General features: G+C 41.4%; 13 protein-coding genes. 8 read left to right on the forward strand and 5 right to left on the reverse strand.

Features of this window, described 5'->3' with window-relative positions; genetic code table 11:
• Positions 1-4: 4 nt before the first annotated feature.
• From pulA to V5804_RS11965, 4 genes are all read right to left on the reverse strand, one after another.
• Positions 5-2005 carry a type I pullulanase gene (gene pulA / locus V5804_RS11950; protein WP_369591620.1) on the reverse strand — a complete coding sequence of 667 codons (2001 nt, stop codon included), beginning with the start codon at positions 2003-2005 and terminating at the stop codon, positions 5-7.
• Between the two features lie 329 nt (positions 2006-2334).
• Positions 2335-3936, reverse strand: coding sequence for a DUF6377 domain-containing protein (locus V5804_RS11955; protein ID WP_369591621.1), 1602 nt, complete (start codon positions 3934-3936; stop codon positions 2335-2337).
• A 239-nt stretch (positions 3937-4175) separates the two neighbouring features.
• Complete coding sequence (ligD, locus tag V5804_RS11960; protein WP_369591622.1) at positions 4176-6665, reverse strand: DNA ligase D; 2490 nt, start codon at positions 6663-6665, stop codon at positions 4176-4178.
• A 13-nt stretch (positions 6666-6678) separates the two neighbouring features.
• Positions 6679-7446: a Ku protein gene (locus V5804_RS11965; protein ID WP_369591623.1), complete on the reverse strand. Its 768-nt coding sequence runs from the start codon at positions 7444-7446 to the stop codon at positions 6679-6681.
• A 369-nt stretch (positions 7447-7815) separates the two neighbouring features.
• Between V5804_RS11965 and V5804_RS11970 the strand changes: the two genes are divergently transcribed.
• The 3 genes from V5804_RS11970 (at position 7816) to V5804_RS11980 (ending at position 10757) form a co-directional block, all read left to right on the forward strand.
• Positions 7816-8697, forward strand: coding sequence for an alpha/beta fold hydrolase (locus V5804_RS11970; RefSeq protein ID WP_369591624.1), 882 nt, complete (start codon positions 7816-7818; stop codon positions 8695-8697).
• A gap of 389 nt (positions 8698-9086) precedes the next feature.
• Complete coding sequence (locus V5804_RS11975; RefSeq protein WP_369591625.1) at positions 9087-9731, forward strand: DedA family protein; 645 nt, start codon at positions 9087-9089, stop codon at positions 9729-9731.
• A 15-nt stretch (positions 9732-9746) separates the two neighbouring features.
• Positions 9747-10757 (forward strand): glycosyltransferase family 4 protein, encoded by a 1011-nt coding sequence (locus V5804_RS11980; protein ID WP_369591626.1) that lies wholly within the window; start codon positions 9747-9749, stop codon positions 10755-10757.
• Between the two features lie 111 nt (positions 10758-10868).
• Here the strand turns inward: V5804_RS11980 and V5804_RS11985 are convergent, their stop codons facing one another.
• Positions 10869-11285: a BLUF domain-containing protein gene (locus V5804_RS11985; protein WP_369591627.1), complete on the reverse strand. Its 417-nt coding sequence runs from the start codon at positions 11283-11285 to the stop codon at positions 10869-10871.
• Positions 11286-11748: 463 nt separating this feature from the next.
• Here V5804_RS11985 and V5804_RS11990 point away from each other — a divergent pair, with 463 nt between their 5' ends.
• The 5 genes from V5804_RS11990 (at position 11749) to V5804_RS12010 (ending at position 19083) form a co-directional block, all read left to right on the forward strand.
• A complete protein-coding gene (locus V5804_RS11990; protein WP_369591628.1) occupies positions 11749-12561 on the forward strand; it encodes a sterol desaturase family protein in 813 nt (270 codons plus the stop codon).
• A gap of 111 nt (positions 12562-12672) precedes the next feature.
• Positions 12673-13893: a BamA/TamA family outer membrane protein gene (locus V5804_RS11995; protein ID WP_369591629.1), complete on the forward strand. Its 1221-nt coding sequence runs from the start codon at positions 12673-12675 to the stop codon at positions 13891-13893.
• Between the two features lie 140 nt (positions 13894-14033).
• Positions 14034-14708 carry a response regulator transcription factor gene (locus tag V5804_RS12000; protein ID WP_369591717.1) on the forward strand — a complete coding sequence of 225 codons (675 nt, stop codon included), beginning with the start codon at positions 14034-14036 and terminating at the stop codon, positions 14706-14708.
• Positions 14708-15967 (forward strand): sensor histidine kinase, encoded by a 1260-nt coding sequence (locus V5804_RS12005; protein ID WP_369591630.1) that lies wholly within the window; start codon positions 14708-14710, stop codon positions 15965-15967. Before V5804_RS12000 ends, V5804_RS12005 begins: the two co-directional genes overlap by 1 nt.
• A 287-nt stretch (positions 15968-16254) precedes the next feature.
• A complete protein-coding gene (locus V5804_RS12010) occupies positions 16255-19083 on the forward strand; it encodes a TonB-dependent receptor (protein WP_369591631.1) in 2829 nt (942 codons plus the stop codon).
• Positions 19084-19087 lie beyond the last annotated feature (4 nt).

The following is a 19087-nucleotide window of genomic DNA, read 5'->3' on the forward strand; positions in this document are numbered from 1 at the left end:
GATTTTATTGCATTTTGTAAAGCACGCTGGCTGTGGTAGCAGGCAGGGTTAGGGTTGAAGAAGTAATTTTTTGAATACCTTTTTCATCAATATTTTCCCCGTTGCCAACCAATATCCAATTGCCCGAAGGCAGATTGATGGTTTTATCCGTACGGTTTCCGTTCAAAAGCACCAAAATATCCTTCCACTGGTCGCTGTTGGCGTGGCCGGTCAATTGATACTGGATCAAATTAGGATCATTCGTTTCTGTGAACTTTAAATGCTGCTGGATCATATTGGTAGTTGGCATCCGAAACGCAGGATGATTTTTTCGCAGCGCAACAAGCTGTTTGTAATAATTAAACACACTTTTGTAAGTCTCCTTTCGGCTCCAGTCCAGTTCGTTGATGGAATCAGGGGAATTGTAAGAATTGGCAACACCTTGCTTGGTACGCAGCATTTCAGCACCGGCATGTAAAAAAGCAACGCCTTGGGAAGTAAGCACAACAGCATTGCTCAGTTTATCCATTTTGATTAAATCCTGTTCCGAAGCATCGGGGTTACTGATTTTTAAGCGGTCAAACAAAGTATTATCATCATGGCAGGAAACGTAATTGATGGCCTGACTTGGCTGGTTTGCCCAGGGTGCTTTAGAATAGTTAACCGCCTGATAATTAATTTGCGGATGTTGGGTTGAGGCTACAATCCCAAACTTTACGCTTTCGGCCAGTCCAGGCGCACCGCTCACAAAACCTTTGGCTTTTACATCGCTGAAACCTCCTTTTAAACCGTCGCGGATATCATCGCTGAAAGCAGCTATTTCTTTTAGTTTCAAGGTATTTTTTTTGACTGCCCTTTGATCTTCCGGCAGCGGACTTGCCCCTGCAGTCCATCCTTCGCCATAAATAAAAATAGTGGGGTCAATTTTGTGCAGCGTATCGCTGATCATATTCATCGTTTCGATATCGTGCACGCCCATCAAATCAAAACGGAAGCCATCTAAATGATATTCTTTAGCCCAATAAGCAACCGATTCGATCATAAACTTCCGCATCATAGCTTGTTCTGATGCGGTTTCGTTGCCGCAGGCCGTGGCGTTGGAGTAAGTACCATCGGGATTATGCCGGTAAAAATAGCCCGGTGCAAATTGAGTGAAGTTGGAATTGTTGATGTCGCTGGTATGGTTGTACACCACATCCAAAATTACGCGCAACCCTTTGGCGTGCAACGCCTGCACCATTTGTTTAAACTCGCGAATCCTAACGTTGCCATCATAAGGGTTGGTGGAATAACTGCCTTCCGGAACGTTATAATTCAAAGGATCGTAGCCCCAGTTGTATTGGCTGGTTTCGGGTTTGCTTTCATCAATCGAACTAAAATCAAAAGAAGGCAGCAAATGTATGTGTGTTACGCCCAGATCTTTGATATGGTCCAATCCAGTCTGTTCTCCGTTGGGGCTTTTGGTGCCAGTTTCGGTTAACCCTAAAAATTTGCCTTCATGTTGTATGCCCGAATTTTTACTGACAGACAGATCACGGATGTGCAATTCATAAATAATAATATCTGTAAAATTTTTAAGCGCAGGCCTTTTGTCGTTCTTCCAGCCTGAAGGATTAGTAGCCGCTAAATCTACCACCATTCCTCTTTTGCCGTTTACGCCAACCGCTTTGGCATAAATATCCGGTTTTTCTAACAGCCATTTGCCGTTTTCGTTCACCTGGAAAGTATAGTATTGGTTTTTGATATTCTGGTTAACGGCCGTTTCCCAAACGCCATCATTTGCTTTTGTTAAGTTGATGGTACGCGTTGGGATTCCTCCTTGTCCGGCTGCATACAACCTCAGTTTTACTGCCGCTGCTTTTGGCGACCAAACCTTGAAAACTGTTTTTTGAGGCGAAAAACCGACGCTCAAATCCGTCCCGTTGTAAATAGGTTCAGTTTGAAAAGGAACTTGTACGGAAGCCGATTTAAACGAAACAAGCGGCATCAACGCAAAAAGCAATACAAAAGCTTTCCAGGACTTCATTTAATAACAATTAAAAATTAACAGACGCGTAAGCGAAGGTTTGTTTAGGTTTCTATCCGGCCCTGCGCCACTCAACCGGCGGGGCATGATATTTTTTGGCAACGCAAATAAAGGCAGCTTGCACAGCAATTACTATTAATTTTTTCAGGTTGAAAAAAAATATCAACTTTTTGAAATGCAACCGGCTGATTAACAGGAAATCAACAGGAAAAAACTATAAAAAAATTTAAAGCATTGATACTGTTTTTACCGGGTAAAAATTGGTGAAAGGCTAAATTTTGGAAGTAGTTTACCGAATAAAAACAAAAAAACAGCAGTATCAGTCCGGTTTATTTTGAAACATCCACTGCCTGGATCGCCATAATCCGTTCTTCAAACGCCTCGCCTTGAATTAATGATTTCGCTTTCATCCGCATCTTGTACACGTAAATTGTTTTTTCCGAATATTCCAAAATCTTGGCGATGGTTGCATTATCGGTAATGCCTAAACGGACCAGGGCAAAAATCCGAAGGTCTGTTGTCAGCATTTCGTGTTCTTTTGGCCAAACCTGGTCTTCTTTCTTAAAAAAGGCATTAAAAGAAGCAATAAAGTTGGGAAATATCTTGAGGAAAACCTGATCGAACGTACGGAACAACGCTTCCCGCTCTTTTTTGATCTGGATGGCATGGATAATTGCCGGAATATCTTCGTACTTTCTAACCGACAATTTCATGTCCACCGAACGTTTCAGTTTCTCCAATTTAAGAATGTAACCGGAAATCAGGTCGAAAAAGTAACCGATATATTCTTCTTTGATGTGCGTGTCTTCTGTCAGTTTACGGTTGATAATTTCCAGTTTTGCATTCGTGTCGGCAATAATCTTTTCTTTCGCCCGCAAATCTTTCAACTGTTTAAACAGCTCGACAGAAACCAAAACAAGCAGCAGCGTTAAAACGGTGGTAGAAACTAAGTAGATCAGAAAGCGTGCCTTTTCTTTTTCCGTCAAACTTAAATTCTGTGCGGCAATAATGGGCAAAACCGAACTGATCTGTACCTGCCGCTGCCTGGCGCCGTAAAATTCGGCATCGTTCATCGCCTGCTGCATGTACTGGTAAGCGTTTTTTACATCGCCGTTTTTGTACAGGTTTTCGGCAAGCCAGAACAAAGCCAGGGTTTCTTTGGTAGAGGTTTGAATGTCGTTGATTACTGCTTTAACCATCATTTCATCCGCTTTTTGCTGCTGGCCAGTGGCAAAATAAGCATTGCCCAAAGTGGAGGCAACAATAGCAATTTGATGCTGCGTTAAATGGTGGTGGTTCAACAAGTTTTCAAAACCGGCCTCGGCATTTTGGTACTTGCCGTTTTTATATTGCTGGTAATTGATATAGTAATCATGCTCGTACGAACCTGGTTTGCTCAACAAAATTACCGAATCTAAATACTTGTTGGCCAAGCGGTTGTAGTAAGGCGTATAATGCAGATCGTGGTTAAAAGCGGCAATATCATAATGGGCGCGGGCCAACAAAGCATAATAATCAAACCGCGAACTGTCAGTCAAAAAACGGGAATTTACGGTGTGCAAAACCTCAAAAGTTTCCCTGAACATGCCTGCCGAAAGCAGGATAAAACCCAGTTTTACTTTACTGTCGGCTTCTTTTGCCGGGTTTTTTAATAACTGACTTAAAGCCTGCAATTTATCGGCATAAACAAAAGCCGAATCATATTGGTAGGATTTGTACTGATCGTATAACTGCGTACATAAGTTAAACCGGTTTTGGGGATCGGATGAAGAAACACTGTAAAATTGGTTCCTTAATTTACGGATAACCGCTTCTTTCTGCTTATCGTAATTGCTTTTTTTGCTCAATTCCTGGTCAAGCTGTTTAAAACCATCTGCAAACCCATCCAACGTTTTCGTTAGCAATAAGATCAAAAGAACCAGGTTCCGCATCAAAAAAATTTTAACAGGATACAAAATTAAGCTTTATTTAAGTTGATTACGAGCCGGCCACAAACGATAAAATTTGCAAACAGCGTTTCAAAAACCGGTTTTACCAGCAGTTTATAACTAAAAAAGCACGGTTTTATTCTATGCTTCTTTTACGGCATAAAAATCAATACGGATGTTAGCAAGGCTACAAATTAAACCTGTTTTTGTAATTGTGCTGATGCTTCTTTTACCGGGTAAAATTAAGTGCGGGATCTGCTCAGTTTCAAAGCTTTTAGCAAATCCACTTTTACCGACCGGATTTCTTTCCAGGGATCTTCCCGCTTTTTTAACAGTTGCGGCACATTTTTTAGGTTGAAGTTTTTGATCTGCAAATTCTCATCCACCTCATCCCAACTTAAAGGCATAGAAACCGTAGCGCCAGGTTTTGGGCGGACAGAATAAGGCGCAGCAACCGTTTGTCCGCGGCGGTTTTGCAAATAATCCAAGTAGATCAACCCTTTTCTTTTGTCCAAACTTCGTTCCAAACTGGTTACGTCCGGCTGCTGTTCGTGGATCAGTTGCGCCACGTAATTGGCAAATTGCTTGATAAAATCGTAATCGTACTGCGCCGCCAGGTAAATGTAAATGTGCAAACCGCGCGAACCCGAAGTTTTGATAAAAGAAGGGATTTCCATGTGATCAAAAACCGCTTTCACCGTTAACGATACTTCTTTTACCATGTTAAAATCATTGCCGTCGGGGTCCAGGTCAATCACCATAAACTCGGGGTTTTCGGGATTTTGGTAACTGCTTAACCAGGGGTTTATTTCGATGCAACCCAAATTGGCGATGTACAGCAAGGTGTCGGCATCGTTGCACAACAAATAATCAATTTCTTTATTCGTGCTGCCCGAATGGATCTGCACCGTTTTTAACCATTTCGGGATTTCGTCCACTTCTACATCTTTCTGAAAAAAACCTGGCGCTTCGGCACCATTTGGATGCCGGTTTAACGACATTGGTTTATCTTTCAAATACGGCAACATTAAATCCGCAACCTGCTCGTAATAATACAGCAAATCGCCTTTGGTGATCTTTTCGTTTTTCCAAAACAGTTTATCCAAGTTGCTCTGCTTCAAATTTTTATGTGCTAAAAGAAGCATCGGCCCGTTTTCCTGCGCTTTGGGTTCCGGCTGTTCGCGTTTAATTTCCTGCGGGTCTTTGTCCGGCCGCAAACCTTTGTAAACCGGGTGGCGCAGGTTTTCATCTTCCGTCCATTCGGTAAAATTCACTTCGCAAACCAGTTCGGGCTTTACCCAGGTTACGCTTTTTTGCTGGTTCACCTGCATGTTTTTTCCAAAAGGTTTATGGCTGATGAGCGGTTGCATTTGTTCGTGTAAACGCTTCAAAATTTGTTGGTTAAAACCCGTGCCGCAGTTGCCGATGTACTGCAGGTTTCCGCCTTCATCATACAAGCCCAAAACCAGCGCGCCGAAATATTTGCGCGCCCCGGCCGGTTCGGTGTAACCGCAAATGATGGCTTCATGACTGTTTACCTGTTTAAATTTCAGCCACGCGTCGCTTCTTTTGCCCATCAAATACGTGCTGTCGGCTTTTTTGGCAATTACGCCTTCCCAACCGTTTTTGATGGCTTCTTCGTACAATCCTTTCCCGTTTTCTGCAACGTGTTCGTGGTAAATTACGCTTTTTAACGGCTGCTTTTCCAACAACATTTTTAATAATTCTTTACGCTGAAGCAAAGGCATTTCCAGCAAACCGTGGCCGTTTAAATACAACAGATCAAAAACATAATATTTGATGCTATGCTGCTGATCGTCCTCTTCAAAGTTTTGCAACGATTGAAAAGCTTCTTTTCCATCGGCATTTTCAACCGTTATTTCGCCGTCCAAAACCGCGTTATCGCCAATCGCTTCCAAATCTGTGGCGATGGTTTTGTAATTGGAAGTGTAATCCTGCCCTTTCCGCGTGATGAGTTTTACCTGTTTTCCGGTTGTGGCGATGATGCGGTAACCATCCAGCTTGCGCTCGAACACCCAATTTTTATCGTTAAAAACAGCATCGGTGGTTGGTTCGGCCAGCATCGGGCTGTACGGGAAAGTTTCTGTTTCCTTCGGGATTGCTGCCGCTTCCTGCTTTTCGGTTTCTTTCGGATTTGGCTTTTTTCCGAAGTTTTTGCCCGAAATTTTTATTGCTGCGTCCACCAATTGCTCGATGTCGAACTTCTGGTCGGTCGCAAATTCATCTTTATGTTTGATCAACAGCCAGGCGTTCTGCTCATCGTTTTTGATCTTGACCAAAGCAAATTCACCCTGCAACTTTTCACCGTTTAGCCGGAACTTTAAATTACCGCTGGCCAAACCTTTGCGCAGTTCTTTCACGTCATCTTTTCGATCCGAAGCCAAAGATTGGTAAGTTCCCAAATCAAAAATTGCAACTACGCCTGCGCCATAATTTCCTTTCGGGATTTCGCCTTCAAAAGTCCGGTAATCGTACGGATGATCTTCCACCATCATCGCCAGCCGCTTGTCTTTTGGGTTGAGTGATGGTCCTTTCGGCACCGCCCAGCTTTTCAAAACACCGTCCAGCTCCAACCGGAAATCGTAATGCAAATGCGAAGCGTGGTGCCGCTGAACCACAAAAGCCATACTGTTTTTATCGGTACTTTCTCCGGCTTCCGGTTCCGGCGTTTTATCAAATTGGCGTTTGCTGTTGTACTTTTCTAACGACATGGCGATGCTGTTTTTATGCACCTTTTTTGTTGAGGCTTTCCATCAGTTGCTCGTACAAATCATCGCTTTTTGGTTTTTGCGGCGTCAGTTTTTTGATAGTTGGCCGCTTGCCTTTGGCTTTGGCTTTGATAATTTTCAGCAGATCATCGGTGTACGTGTCTTTGTATTGCTCGATGTCAAAATCCGTAGAATATTGTTTGATCAACGCCATGGCCACATCCATTTCCTTTTTGCTGAGGCTGGTTTCGTGGTCAATATTGATCTCCGAACTGTCCCGGATTTCGTGTGCAAACCTAATCCTCGAAATGGTGATGACACTATTTTGCTCATAAATCACGCACAAATGTTCGCGCTGCCGCAACACAAACTGGCCCAAACCCGCCATTTTTGATTTCTTTAACGCCTCCAATAACAATATGTACGCTTTCTGGCCTTGCTTGGTGGCTTCGGCATAATACGAAGTTTCAAAAAGCATTGGGTTGATGTCGGCCACTTTTACAAAATTTTCAATATCAATGGTTTTGCTTTTTTCGGGGCTGGCTTCTTCAAAATCATGCTCATCCAAAACCACGTATTCATCGTTCAGCTTGTAGCCTTTTACAATTTTATCGTACGGCACTTCCTCCTTTGTTTTGGCGTTGACGCGCATAAAATGGATGTTAGAACTGTCGCGGCTGTCCAGCATATCCAAATCCAGCGAGCTCTCCTGCACTGCCGAATACAATTTGATAGGAATACTTACCAGCCCGAAAGAAATTGTACCGTTCCAAATTGATCTCATTTTGTTGAAGTTTTAGGTTGATAGGATGATAAGTGTGGTTGGAGAGGAATTGTTTAAATTATCTGCCAGATGCGGAATTGCCATCAATGAAGTTGTTTAAACTTAATTTTCCTAATAAATGCTTCTTTTATGGCTAAAAAAGATAAAAGGACACACCCCTAACCCCTCTTGAGAGGGGAAATATGGCGCATACCTTTCTAAAGCCGGAGAGGTAGCAAACTTTGCTTCCCCTCTCGAGAGGGGTTAGGGGTGTGTTCTTGATTAATCATTAAAAGTTTAAACAACTTCAATGTTAAGTTAAGTTAAAAAACAGACAATCAAAAAATACTGGTTTTATTCTTCATACTTTGCGCAAAGACAATATTTGAAATGAAAAAAGAAATTTTGCTATTTGTATCAATTGCTTTTACATCTTGCTTAACTTGTTGTAACAATGCCTCGAACAACAACACACAATCAAACAAACTAAATATACAAAACCAAGGCGTAAAAATAGCTTATACAGATCAAGGCAATGGCGATACTACTTTACTATTTGTACATGGATGGTGCATCAATAAAACTTACTGGACTAATCAGGTCGCTTATTTTAATAGAAAATATCGTGTTGTTACGATGGATTTGCCGGGTTTTGGACAATCAGGAAAGAACCGGAAAATTTGGAACACTGCAACTTTTGCTAAAGATGTTGATGCTGTAATTGCACAATTGCATTTAAAAAATGTTATTTTAATTGGACATTCTATGGCTGGCGATATCATTGTTCAGGCTGCGATTAATGCGCCGCAAAAAGTTGTTGGTTTAGTTGGAGTGGATAATTTTAAAAGTGTTGGTATTGGCAGCAAACCAACTAAGCAAGATAGTTTGGCTTATGCTAAAGCAATTGATTCGCTGAAACACAATTTTAAAGCTATTGCTTTCGAGTATTTTAACCACGATTTATTTTACAAAACAACAAGTAGTGCAATCCGAAAAAGAGTTTTAAATGATGTTGCCCATTCAGATTCTACCATTGCGGCAGCTTGTATGGAACTTAGTAATTTTGACGAAGCAAACAAATTAGTTGAAGCAAATAAAAAACTTTGCCTAATCAACAGCGATGTAAAGCCAACTAACACTTCCGGATTAAAAGCTAAAAAAATCCCGTTCCAAGTTTGGTTTATTCATGCTACCGGCCATTTTCCGATGATTGAGAAGCCGGATGGATTTAATGTGTTGTTGCAAAAAGCAATTTATCATATCAAAAGTTGAACAATACTTCTTTTACCACCCTAAAATTCCACTTTACCGCTCCGGAAAATCACAAATTCAACTCATACCTGGCCCATTCTTTTCTTTGCCAATTATACATCATGAGCCGAATAGTTAAATTAATCGGCTCAAATATAAGAAACAACGTGAGCCGATTAACCGTTCTATTCGGCTCATTAAATAGGTTGCAAATTTTACTTCACCTTTTCCAGCTTCGCCAATCCCTTTTTTTATACGATAAAAACAGTATCACGCCAAGCGAACCTCGCAGCAAATACCAAAACCTATCTCTGCCGATGCTTCTTTTACCACCCTAAAATTTACCCGGTAAAAGAAGCATTTATGGTAGTATTATTGCAGCAGCAAACTTGTATTATTGTTGCCCGCTTATGCCCCAGGAATTTATACATTTTATCAACCAGTACGGCTACTTCGCCATTTTTGCGTTGATCTTTATACAAGAAATTGGTATTCCTACGCCCATCCCAAACGAGCTGTTGATGTTGTTTTCGGGTTATTTGTCTTTCAACGGCACGCTAAACCTGTATCTGCTTTTGCTTACCGTTATTTCTGCCGACTTTTTGGGTGCCAGCGTTTTGTACACCACGTTTTATTTTTTCGGCCCTTACCTCATCAGCCATAAACCCAAATGGTTCCCTTTATCTACTGAAAGGATCAATAAATTGTCGGGCAAAATTGCCAAACGTGGTTTGGGTTCAGTTTTTTTGGGAAGGGTTACGCCGTTTATCCGCGGTTATATGTCGGTTATTGTGGGCCTGCTGCACATCAAGCCTAAAAGCTATGTTCCGATTGCCCTGCTTTCATCGTGTTTAGTTACCTGCACTTATACTTTAACCGGGCATTTTTTAGGACCATACTGGGAACAGGTTGCCGCCAAACTTACCACGATTAAGTATGGTATATTTTTTATCATCGCCGTTATTGCTTGTTATTTTGTAATCCGGTACTTTCGCAACAAAAAATTCAAACATGCCTCAACCGCTACACAAGAAACTAAGCCTTTGGACAGTTAACCCGGTTACTTTTTTATGCTGACTGTCCACGTGGTTTCAGAAACGCCTTTTGCAACCAAAGGCCAGGGCGTAGACACCGCATTTATAGAACAAGTAGCTTTACTGAAAGAAAAAAACGATATAAAAGTAGTGGTAAACGGCGAAGGCTGGGGCGATGTGATGCACTGCCTTACCTATGGGCCGTACTATTATTGGAAAGGCCGGAGGTACAAAGGCAAGCGCATTTATACGGCCCACGTCATCCCGGATTCGATCAAAGGTTCGCTGCCGCTGTGGAAATACCTTTTGCCCTTGGTGCGGCGGTATTTTAAAAAAGTTTATTCGTACGCGGATGTGGTGGTTGCTTTATCGCCGATGGTGGAAGAAGCCGTGCGGGCGTTGGGCGTTACCACAAAAATCGTTAAAATCTACAACCCGGTTTTAATTGACAAATGGAAACGCACCGAGGAGAAGCGGCAGCAAGGCCGAAAATTATTAAACCTAAGCGGAGATAAAAAAGTAGTCCTGGGCGTTGGCCAGTTGCAAAGCCGCAAAGGCGTGGAAGATTTTTTGGACATTGCCGAAGCCTTGCCTGAAGCTACTTTTATCTGGGCTGGCGGTCGGCCATTTGGCAAACTGACCGAAGGCATCAAACGGATAAATGACTGTATAAAAGAAGCATCGCCGCATATTCATTTTACCGGAATGCTCGATTTAAAATACATGCCTTCGGTTTATGCCGCTGCGGATATACTATTGTTTACTTCTTACCAGGAAAATTGCCCGCTTGCACCGCAGGAAGCAGCAGCCTGCGGCATGCCGGTTGTTTACCGCGATATCCGGGAGTACGAATTGCTGTACGAACAGCCTTACCTCAAAGCAAAAAACACACCGGAATTTGTGGCATTAACCAAACAGCTTTTGCATGAGCCTGAATTTTACCAACAAGGTTTGGCCATTTCTTCGGCATTGATCAAACAGTTTGACCAGGAAAAGATCAGGCAGCAATTAATCAGTTTGTACCGGGAAGTAGCTGCGGGGAAATGATTTGGAGGCTGGAAGAAATGGTAGTTGAAGTATTGTAAACACAAGTCAACACATGCTTCTTTTAGCTATAAAAAAACACCGATAAAAGAAGCATTGAAAGATATGCAACAATCAATAAGGGACATAAAAAGGCAGGTCATCGGTCAGTACCGAGTACATCTTTAAAGCGCAGGAAGGCTCGGTCCTGCTCGGGTCGCTCATGTTTCTGTAGCCCTCCAGTCCGGCCAACGCTTTGTAAGTGCCATGTTTAAAACACATTTTCCAATCCTTGCAAAAACGGTTTTCGATGTAGCCTTCCTTTATTTTCAGTACGTCTTTGTGCCGCTCGTCTTTGCAAATCGTGTTGTAAAGCTCCCTGGTTTCTTTTTCTTCCCCTTCCAACAATTGCATAAATTTCCCGTCAAAAAACAGCAGCAGGCCCGTAATGGAAAGTGCTTTGTTCTTTTCTATGGATTTGACCATCAATTCTTCGATCTGTTCATCACTAAACTTGCTGGCGGCAGTACTGGTATAGACAAGAAAATACATGTGCTAAAAGTAGGCAAAAAAAATTATACGTATATTATTTCTTAACTTTTATATGATATCAACCGTAAAAAAAGCTTTATCTTTGATTTACAGGCATTTAATTTTCTCTTTTAAAAAAAGCCGTTAAAATTTGTTTAAGTTTTGTTCAAACTCTTTTGATGCTTCTTTTACCGCCTTAAAATTGGTAAGCAGATAAAAATTATGGTTACCCGGCCTTTTTAAATTTCTATCGTGAAAGTTCATAACGCTTCTTTTATGCCCATAAATTCTATTTTTGATATTGTACCGGTGCAAGCAAACAAAATGGCACTGATTTTTAGGTGGTAAAAGAAGCATGGAATAAATTGGACAAAATTTAAACAGTTGTACCGAAATATTAATTAAAAACCCGAGTTTAGACAGCTAACATATTTGCTACAAACCAAACTCCGCTTGCGCTCACATAAACCACATATAAAATTACATGTCCGATCCTAAAAACCTTTTCTTCGATCACGCCACTACCATCCAGGTTACTTTGTTTGCCGTATTGCTAAGTTCTATCTGGGTGGCCGAAGTGGTGTTTTGCGTAGATAAACTGGCAGTAAAATGGAAACATTCGGCCACTAACTTTTTGTTTATGTTCAGCGTGCTGCCGGTCCAGCTTTTGTTAACCTTTTTTGTGGTTGCCATTTCTAATTGGGCCGGCCTACATCATTGGGGCATGCTTTCGTTTTTACCGCACCACAAACACGTCATCCTGTTCTATGTGTTGTCTTTTTTATTGCTTGATTTTTTTGAATACGTCTATCATGTCGTGATGCACAAAGCCGGCCTGCTTTGGAAATTCCATTTGGTACACCATACCGATTTAGATATTGATGTTTCTACTACCGTAAGGGAGCATCCGGGCGAGACTTTTGTGCGGGTTTGTTTTTTAATGGTTTGGGTATTTATCAGCGGTGCATCGGTAGGCGTGCTTATTGTACGGCAAACCGTCCAAAGCGTGGCCAATATTTTTGCACATTCAAAAATAAGGTTGCCCTATAAAACAGAAAAACTCATCGGTACTGTTTTTATCACCCCAAATTTGCACCATGTACACCACCATTACCAGCTTCCTTATACCGACAGCAATTATGGCGATGTGCTAAGTATTTGGGACAGGCTGTTCGGAACGTTCAGGCAATTAAACACAAACGATACCGTGTTTGGTTTGGATACCCACTTTGACCAGGCTACATGCGGCAGTTTTGCCAATGCAATTAAAATACCTTTTGCCCGTTTTAAAAAGTAGGTTTATCCAAACGGCGCTTTAAACATTGTCCTTAAAATTAAATCAGCTTAAACGGCCAACTTTAACCTGATAAAAGAAGCATCCTGTTGCCAATACCTGACCGTACCTTTTTTGAAAAAGCTGAAAATAATAGCAGTCGTCCTTGTTCAGGTTTTCTTCTTATTTAGAGGATACGCAAAAGAAAATATCGGCTTCATCAAAACTGCCGGTTTTCAATTTAACCAAGATACCGTTAAGGAAAAGGATATCATTGATATACTGCACTCTTTCAGCAAATCCCCAACTAAAACAGCGCGCCCTCCAAAACAGTTTAATTTTTCATTGGTGCCCTCTGCCGGTTATACTTTATCCACTGGTTTTGCGGTTGACCTTTCCGGCAACGCGGTTTTTTATACCAACCCGGCCGATAAAGAAAAACTCTCGAACGTGTTTTCTAATGTTACTTACGATCAGCACAACCAGTTTTTGTTCCATACCAACTCTACCATTTGGTCTAAAAGCGAAAACTATGTTTTTATTGGCGATTGGAGGCTGCTTAAATATCCCGAAAACACTTTTGGCCTGGGCAGTTTAACCACCTCCTCAACAGAAAACCTGGTTGATTACGATTACGTCCGTTTTTACCAAACTGTCCTCCGGAAAATCTTTACCAATTTCTATTCAGGTTTTGGCTACAACTTGGATTATCACTTTAACATTTCCGAGGCAGGCAATGCAGACCATTCTGTTTCGGATTATAAAAACTATGGTTTAAACCGTACAACTGTATCTTCCGGTATTACTTATAATTTGTTGTACGATAGCCGTAAAAACCTTATCAACCCGATCAATGGCATTTATTCCGATGTTATTTATCGTTCCAACTTGCGGTTTTTAGGGAGTGATGAAAACTGGCAATCTTTAACCTTTGATTTCAGAAAATACTTTAAACTTTCCCCAAAAAACGACAATGTTTTTGCTTTGTGGATGTTGGATTGGTTTACGCTGAACGGCCAGCCGCCTTACCTTGATTTGCCCAGCACCGGCTGGGACACCAACGGAAATTCGGGCAGGGGCTATCCGCAGGGCAGGTTCAGGGGCAAAAGCATGCTGTACCTGGAAGGCGAATACCGCTTTAACATTACCCGAAACCACTTGCTTGGGGGCGTACTGTTTGCCAATGCAGAAAGCTTTTCGGCTTATCCCGGCAACCAATTCCAGAAAATATTGCCCGGTTACGGGCCGGGGTTGAGGATTAAGTTTAATAAACAGTCGCGTACCAATTTGTGTATTGATTATGGCATTGGCCAGCATTCGCGGGGCTTTTTTGTGAATTTGGGCGAAGTGTTTTGATGAATCATCAATGTAACTTTATTGTTAATTACAGACTTAAATATCCTGTTTAAACCACAGTGATTTCTTCTGCAAATCATCCAATTTTCTACAAAATCTGTTTTTATTTTTATCCAAATTTTTACCTGGTAAAAGAAGCATTGAAAATACTGATCATTGAAGACGAAACCGGCCTGCGCGAAAGTATAGAAGAATACTTTACCGAAGCAGGAAACATCTGCGAAACGGCCAGTGATTTCTTTTCGGCCAAAAACAAAATCAACTTGTACCGCTACGATTGTATTTTATTGGATATTACCTTGCCAAATGGCAATGGGCTGGAAATCTTAAAAACCTTGAAAGGGCAGAATTATCCCGATGGTGTATTGATTATTTCGGCAAAAAACTCTTTGGATGACCGTTTGCAAGGTTTAGACTTGGGCGCGGATGATTATTTGGTAAAACCTTTTCACCTATCAGAGCTACGCGCGAGGGTTACGGCCATTATCCGCAGAAAATCTTTTGATGGAAATAACCTGCTTACTTTTAATGAAATACAAGTTGACCTGCTGGCAAAATCGGTAAAAGTACAAGGCAATATCACCAAACTAACAAAAAAAGAATATGCCTTGCTGCTGTATTTTATGGCTAATAAAGGCAAAGTAGTTTCTAAAAACGCCATTGCAGAACACTTATGTGGCGATGAAATTGATGCCGCCGATAATTTTGATTTTATCTATTCGCATATTAAAAACCTCCGTAAAAAGATGATGGAAGCCGGTGGAACAGATTACATCAGGGCAGCATACGGCATGGGTTATAAGTTTACCGCCTGATGAAGCTTTTTGCCACTTATAACCGGGTAAACCTGGTTACAACCGTGATCGTGATCCTGATTACAGGGGTGGTCTATTACCAGGCCATCAGCCTCATCCTTACCAACCAATTGAACAAAGACCTGGAAGTAGAAGAGCAGGAAATATTAGATTTTGTAAAACTAAACCACCGGTTGCCGCAGGTTTTTGATTCGAAAGACCAGCAAATCGAGTTTAGGAAAGAACAAAATTTACCGGTTAAAAGAAGCTTTATAAACACTTATTATTACAATAAAAAGGAACAGGAAAACGAGCCCGGCCGCGGACTGATCAGTTCTGTTGTGGTAAATGGAAACCGCTATAAAGTTTTGATTGCCGAATCTACGGTAGAAACAGAAGACCTGATCAAAATTATTTTTATCATCACTATCGGGATTATTTTACTGTTGATCGCCATCCTGTTTTTCATCAACCGTTTTATCCTCAACCGCTTGTGGCAGCCGTTTTATGTTACTTTATCACGGATAAGTTCTTTTAATATTATGGATCAGAAGGAAACCCAAAGGCCGGAGACCAACATTGATGAGTTTAACCAACTAAACGAAGCCGTTGAAAAGATGTGGGCAAGGGTAAAAAAAGAATACCAGGAGCTTAAAAAATTTACTGAAAATGCTGCCCACGAACTGCTTACGCCAATTGCGGTGATCAATTCTAAATTGGATACGCTTATCCAAACCGACAATTTCAGCCAGCGGCAAAGCGAATTGTTGAGCGATCTGTATGGTACAGTTTCCAGGTTAAAAAGACTGAACAAAGCCATGCTGCTGCTGGTAAAAATCGAAAACGGATTGATTGAAGAAGAGCAAATGATCAGCCTGAAAGAAATGGTTACCGAAACCATTGCTTCTTTTCAGGAGCTTTTTTTGGATAAAGACTTGGAAGTGGGCTGCGAACTGGAAAACAAAGAAATCAGGGCGAATAATTATTTGATTGAAGTATTGCTGAATAATCTAATTGGCAACGCGATCCGCCACAATTATGCCAACGGAAAAATTAAACTCACTTTAAACCATGATTGCCTGATGATACAAAATACCGGTAAAAACATGGCTTTAAATGATAAGGAAATTTTTAGACGGTTTAATAAATCTTCCGGATCCGAAGGCAGCGGGCTGGGCTTAACCATTGCAAAACAGATTTGCGAAAATTATCATTATCAGTTTTCATACGCTTTTTACCCGCCTTTTCACACTTTTAAAATTCACTTTCAGCCTGCCTGATCCTTTAATGTTGATAAAACAAACTCATATATCTACTTTCCCTGATGCTTCTTTTACCACTAAAAAATCATTGCCGATTAATCATTCGTTACGAAATTTATTAATGAACGGAAGGGTTTTTCTCCTACAATACCAAAAGAAACAATTAATCTTAACCTTGATTTAACAATTACAGGGTAAATCTACCAGTGTTGTTAAGCCGCGGTTATCAAATTATTACCATTTTGATCTTCCCGTTTTTTCGCTTTTCCGACTGGTAGGTTTGCGGCTTAATCAACTTATTGCTGATGAAGCTGCACCTGCTTGTACCTGGGAAACGATGCCTGGCCTTTTTTTTTCTGATCGCACTAATTAAAATCACCAATGCCCAAACTATCAAAGGAAAGGTTTATGATTCGGCTTCTGGCGAACCTTTAACAGGTGCCTCGGTTGAGGCAGAGCAAGGCAGTTTTAAACAATATACTTCGGTAAACCTGGACGGCTCCTATACTTTTCGCAACCTAAAGCCGGGAAAATACGAATTAAAAGCCCGTTTTATCGGCTACAAAACCACCGAAGGACAAGTGGTCGAGCTGAAAGAAAATGCCACCCTTGTTGTAAACTTGAAAATGCTGAACTCCAGCACCAGCCTAAACGAAATAAAGGTTAAGGGGCAAAGCAGCAAAGAATCAGACGGTTCGGCACGGGGAATTGAAAAAAATGCCAGCAGTATAGAAAACGTTCTTTCTGCCAATACCATCCAGCTTTTGCCGGATGTTACGGTAGCCAATGCTTTGCAACGGGTAAGTGGTGTTACGGTGCAACGGTCTTCAAGCGGTGAAGGGCGTTATGCCATTATCCGCGGGATGGACCAGCGCTACAATTCTACATTGGTTAATGGCATCAAAATCCCAAGCCCCGACCCTGCATTTCGTTTTGTGCCGATGGATGTTTTCCCTTCGGAGATGCTGGAACGTTTGGAAGTAATCAAAGCCCTGACCCCAAGCATGGAAGGCGATGCGATTGGCGGGGCAATGAATCTGGTAATGAAAAGCGCACCGGACAGGTTTGTTTTGAGCGCCAATATTTCGGGCGGATTTTCAAGTTTGTTCTCTTCATCAAGGCCTTTTTCGGCTTTTAGTGCATCGCCAAACAAAACATCGCCGGCAGCAGCAAATGGCAACAGTTATGCTGCAACTTATAGCGATTTTAATAACAAAGCCATTGCCAGCGATAAAAACCTATCCAGCCCTTTTAGTTCTACCGCCGGAATTACCATTGGCGACCGCTTTTTAAAGAATAAGTTAGGCGTTATCGTATCTGCCAGTTATCAAAATATTTACCGTGGCTCTAACTCAAAAGAGCTTACCCCAAATGCGCAGCCTTCAGCCATACCGCTGCCCAACTCGCCGCAGTTTTCTGATGCTTACGACCGGACTTACTCTACCCAAACCGAACGTTTAGGTATTCATAATAAAATTGATTATGTCATCAACGATAAAAACAGGTTGTCCTTATACAATTTATACATCAACCAAAACGAGTTTGAATCCAGGCTAACTTCGGATACTTTAGGCTTAGGTTTAAATTCAACAGGATTAAGCAAGCAGATCACAATTTTTAACAGGAGCACTTTAACCAAGCAAAACATTTATAACTCCACGCTGCATGGCGAACATATTTTAAGTAACAATTTAAGGTTTAACTGGAATGCTGTTTATTCTAATGCCAGCAGGCACCAGCCCGACCGTACTGAGTTTTCTTACGATGCCAACAAAGCTTTAAACAATGCGGGCGTGGTAACTACGGAGATTGACAACAACACGAAACTGACGCATCATTGGGAAAACAACAAAGACCAGGATGTGGCAGGATATGGCAACTTCGTTTACACACCTAAAATTGCAAACCGCGATGTCGAGTTTTCTTTGGGCGGCTTGTACCGACACAAAAACCGGGATGCAGATTACATCACTTATTCTTTGACCGGTGGCAAATCTACTTTGTTTAACGATAATTTCAGTAATATTCCTTTTGGCTTTAATTCGACCGCAGATGGCATCGGTGCCAATAATCCTGACCTTCAAAACAATTATACGGTTAAAGAAAACGACAACTCGGAATATTTGCAACTGAAGTTTGATATTGTCCCAAAATTGCAGGCAATAGGTGGTGTAAGGGTTGAAAACACTTATATGATTTATGCAACCCAATCGCCATTAACCGTTACGCAAAGAAGCGGCACCATCAGTTACACGGATGTTTTGCCAAGCATCCATTTAAAATATGCGCTTACGGATAATCAAAATTTAAGGGCTTCTTATTTTGCTTCCATCAGCCGCCCTGGTTTTGGTGAAATTGTTCCGTACAAAGTTTCCGGCGAGTACTACGACCAGGTAGGCAACCCCGATTTAAAACACATTACGGCAGATAATTATGACGTCCGTTACGAACTTTTTCCCGGAGCTGCAGACCAGGTTTTGTTAGGTTCATTTTTTAAAAAGATACACAACCCGATCGAGTATTTTGTGGTAAGGGAAGGCGGCCCAAGTTCACAAGTTATTAAACCACAAAATGATGAAGGAGACGCCACCAATTATGGTTTCGAAGCATTGGTAACCAAGTTTTTTGGCGTGGTTGGGTTTTCTGTTAACTATACTTATACGCATTCCAGGATTACAACAAACAAATTGCTTTATTATAACGACCCAACTTTAGGTTTGCAGCAATCTTTTGTGAATGAAAGCCGCCCGTTGCAAGGCCAGGCAAATAATGTTGGCAATGCTTCTGTTTTATTTAAAAGTGCAAAAATCGGTTTGGATATGCAGGTTTCATTTGTTTTTACGGGAGAGCGGCTGGCACAGGTTTCCCCTTACTACAACTTGGATTTTTACCAGCATGCCTTTAACCAGTTGGATTTTTCTTTTGAAAAAACACTGCTAAAAAGAGTATCCTTTTACGGCAAAATCAACAACCTGACCAACACCGCCAACAAAATTTATTTAAAGTTTCCACATGGAAGTTTGGATACAAAACAGCAGGAGTTTTTAGGCAAACAGGATATAGCCGCGCAAACGCTGGTACAAAGCGATTACTATAAAACTTTGTTTCTGGGCGGTTTCAGGTACAAATTTTAACGGT

The organism is Mucilaginibacter sp. (assembly GCF_041088075.1).
GTDB lineage: Bacteria > Bacteroidota > Bacteroidia > Sphingobacteriales > Sphingobacteriaceae > Mucilaginibacter_A.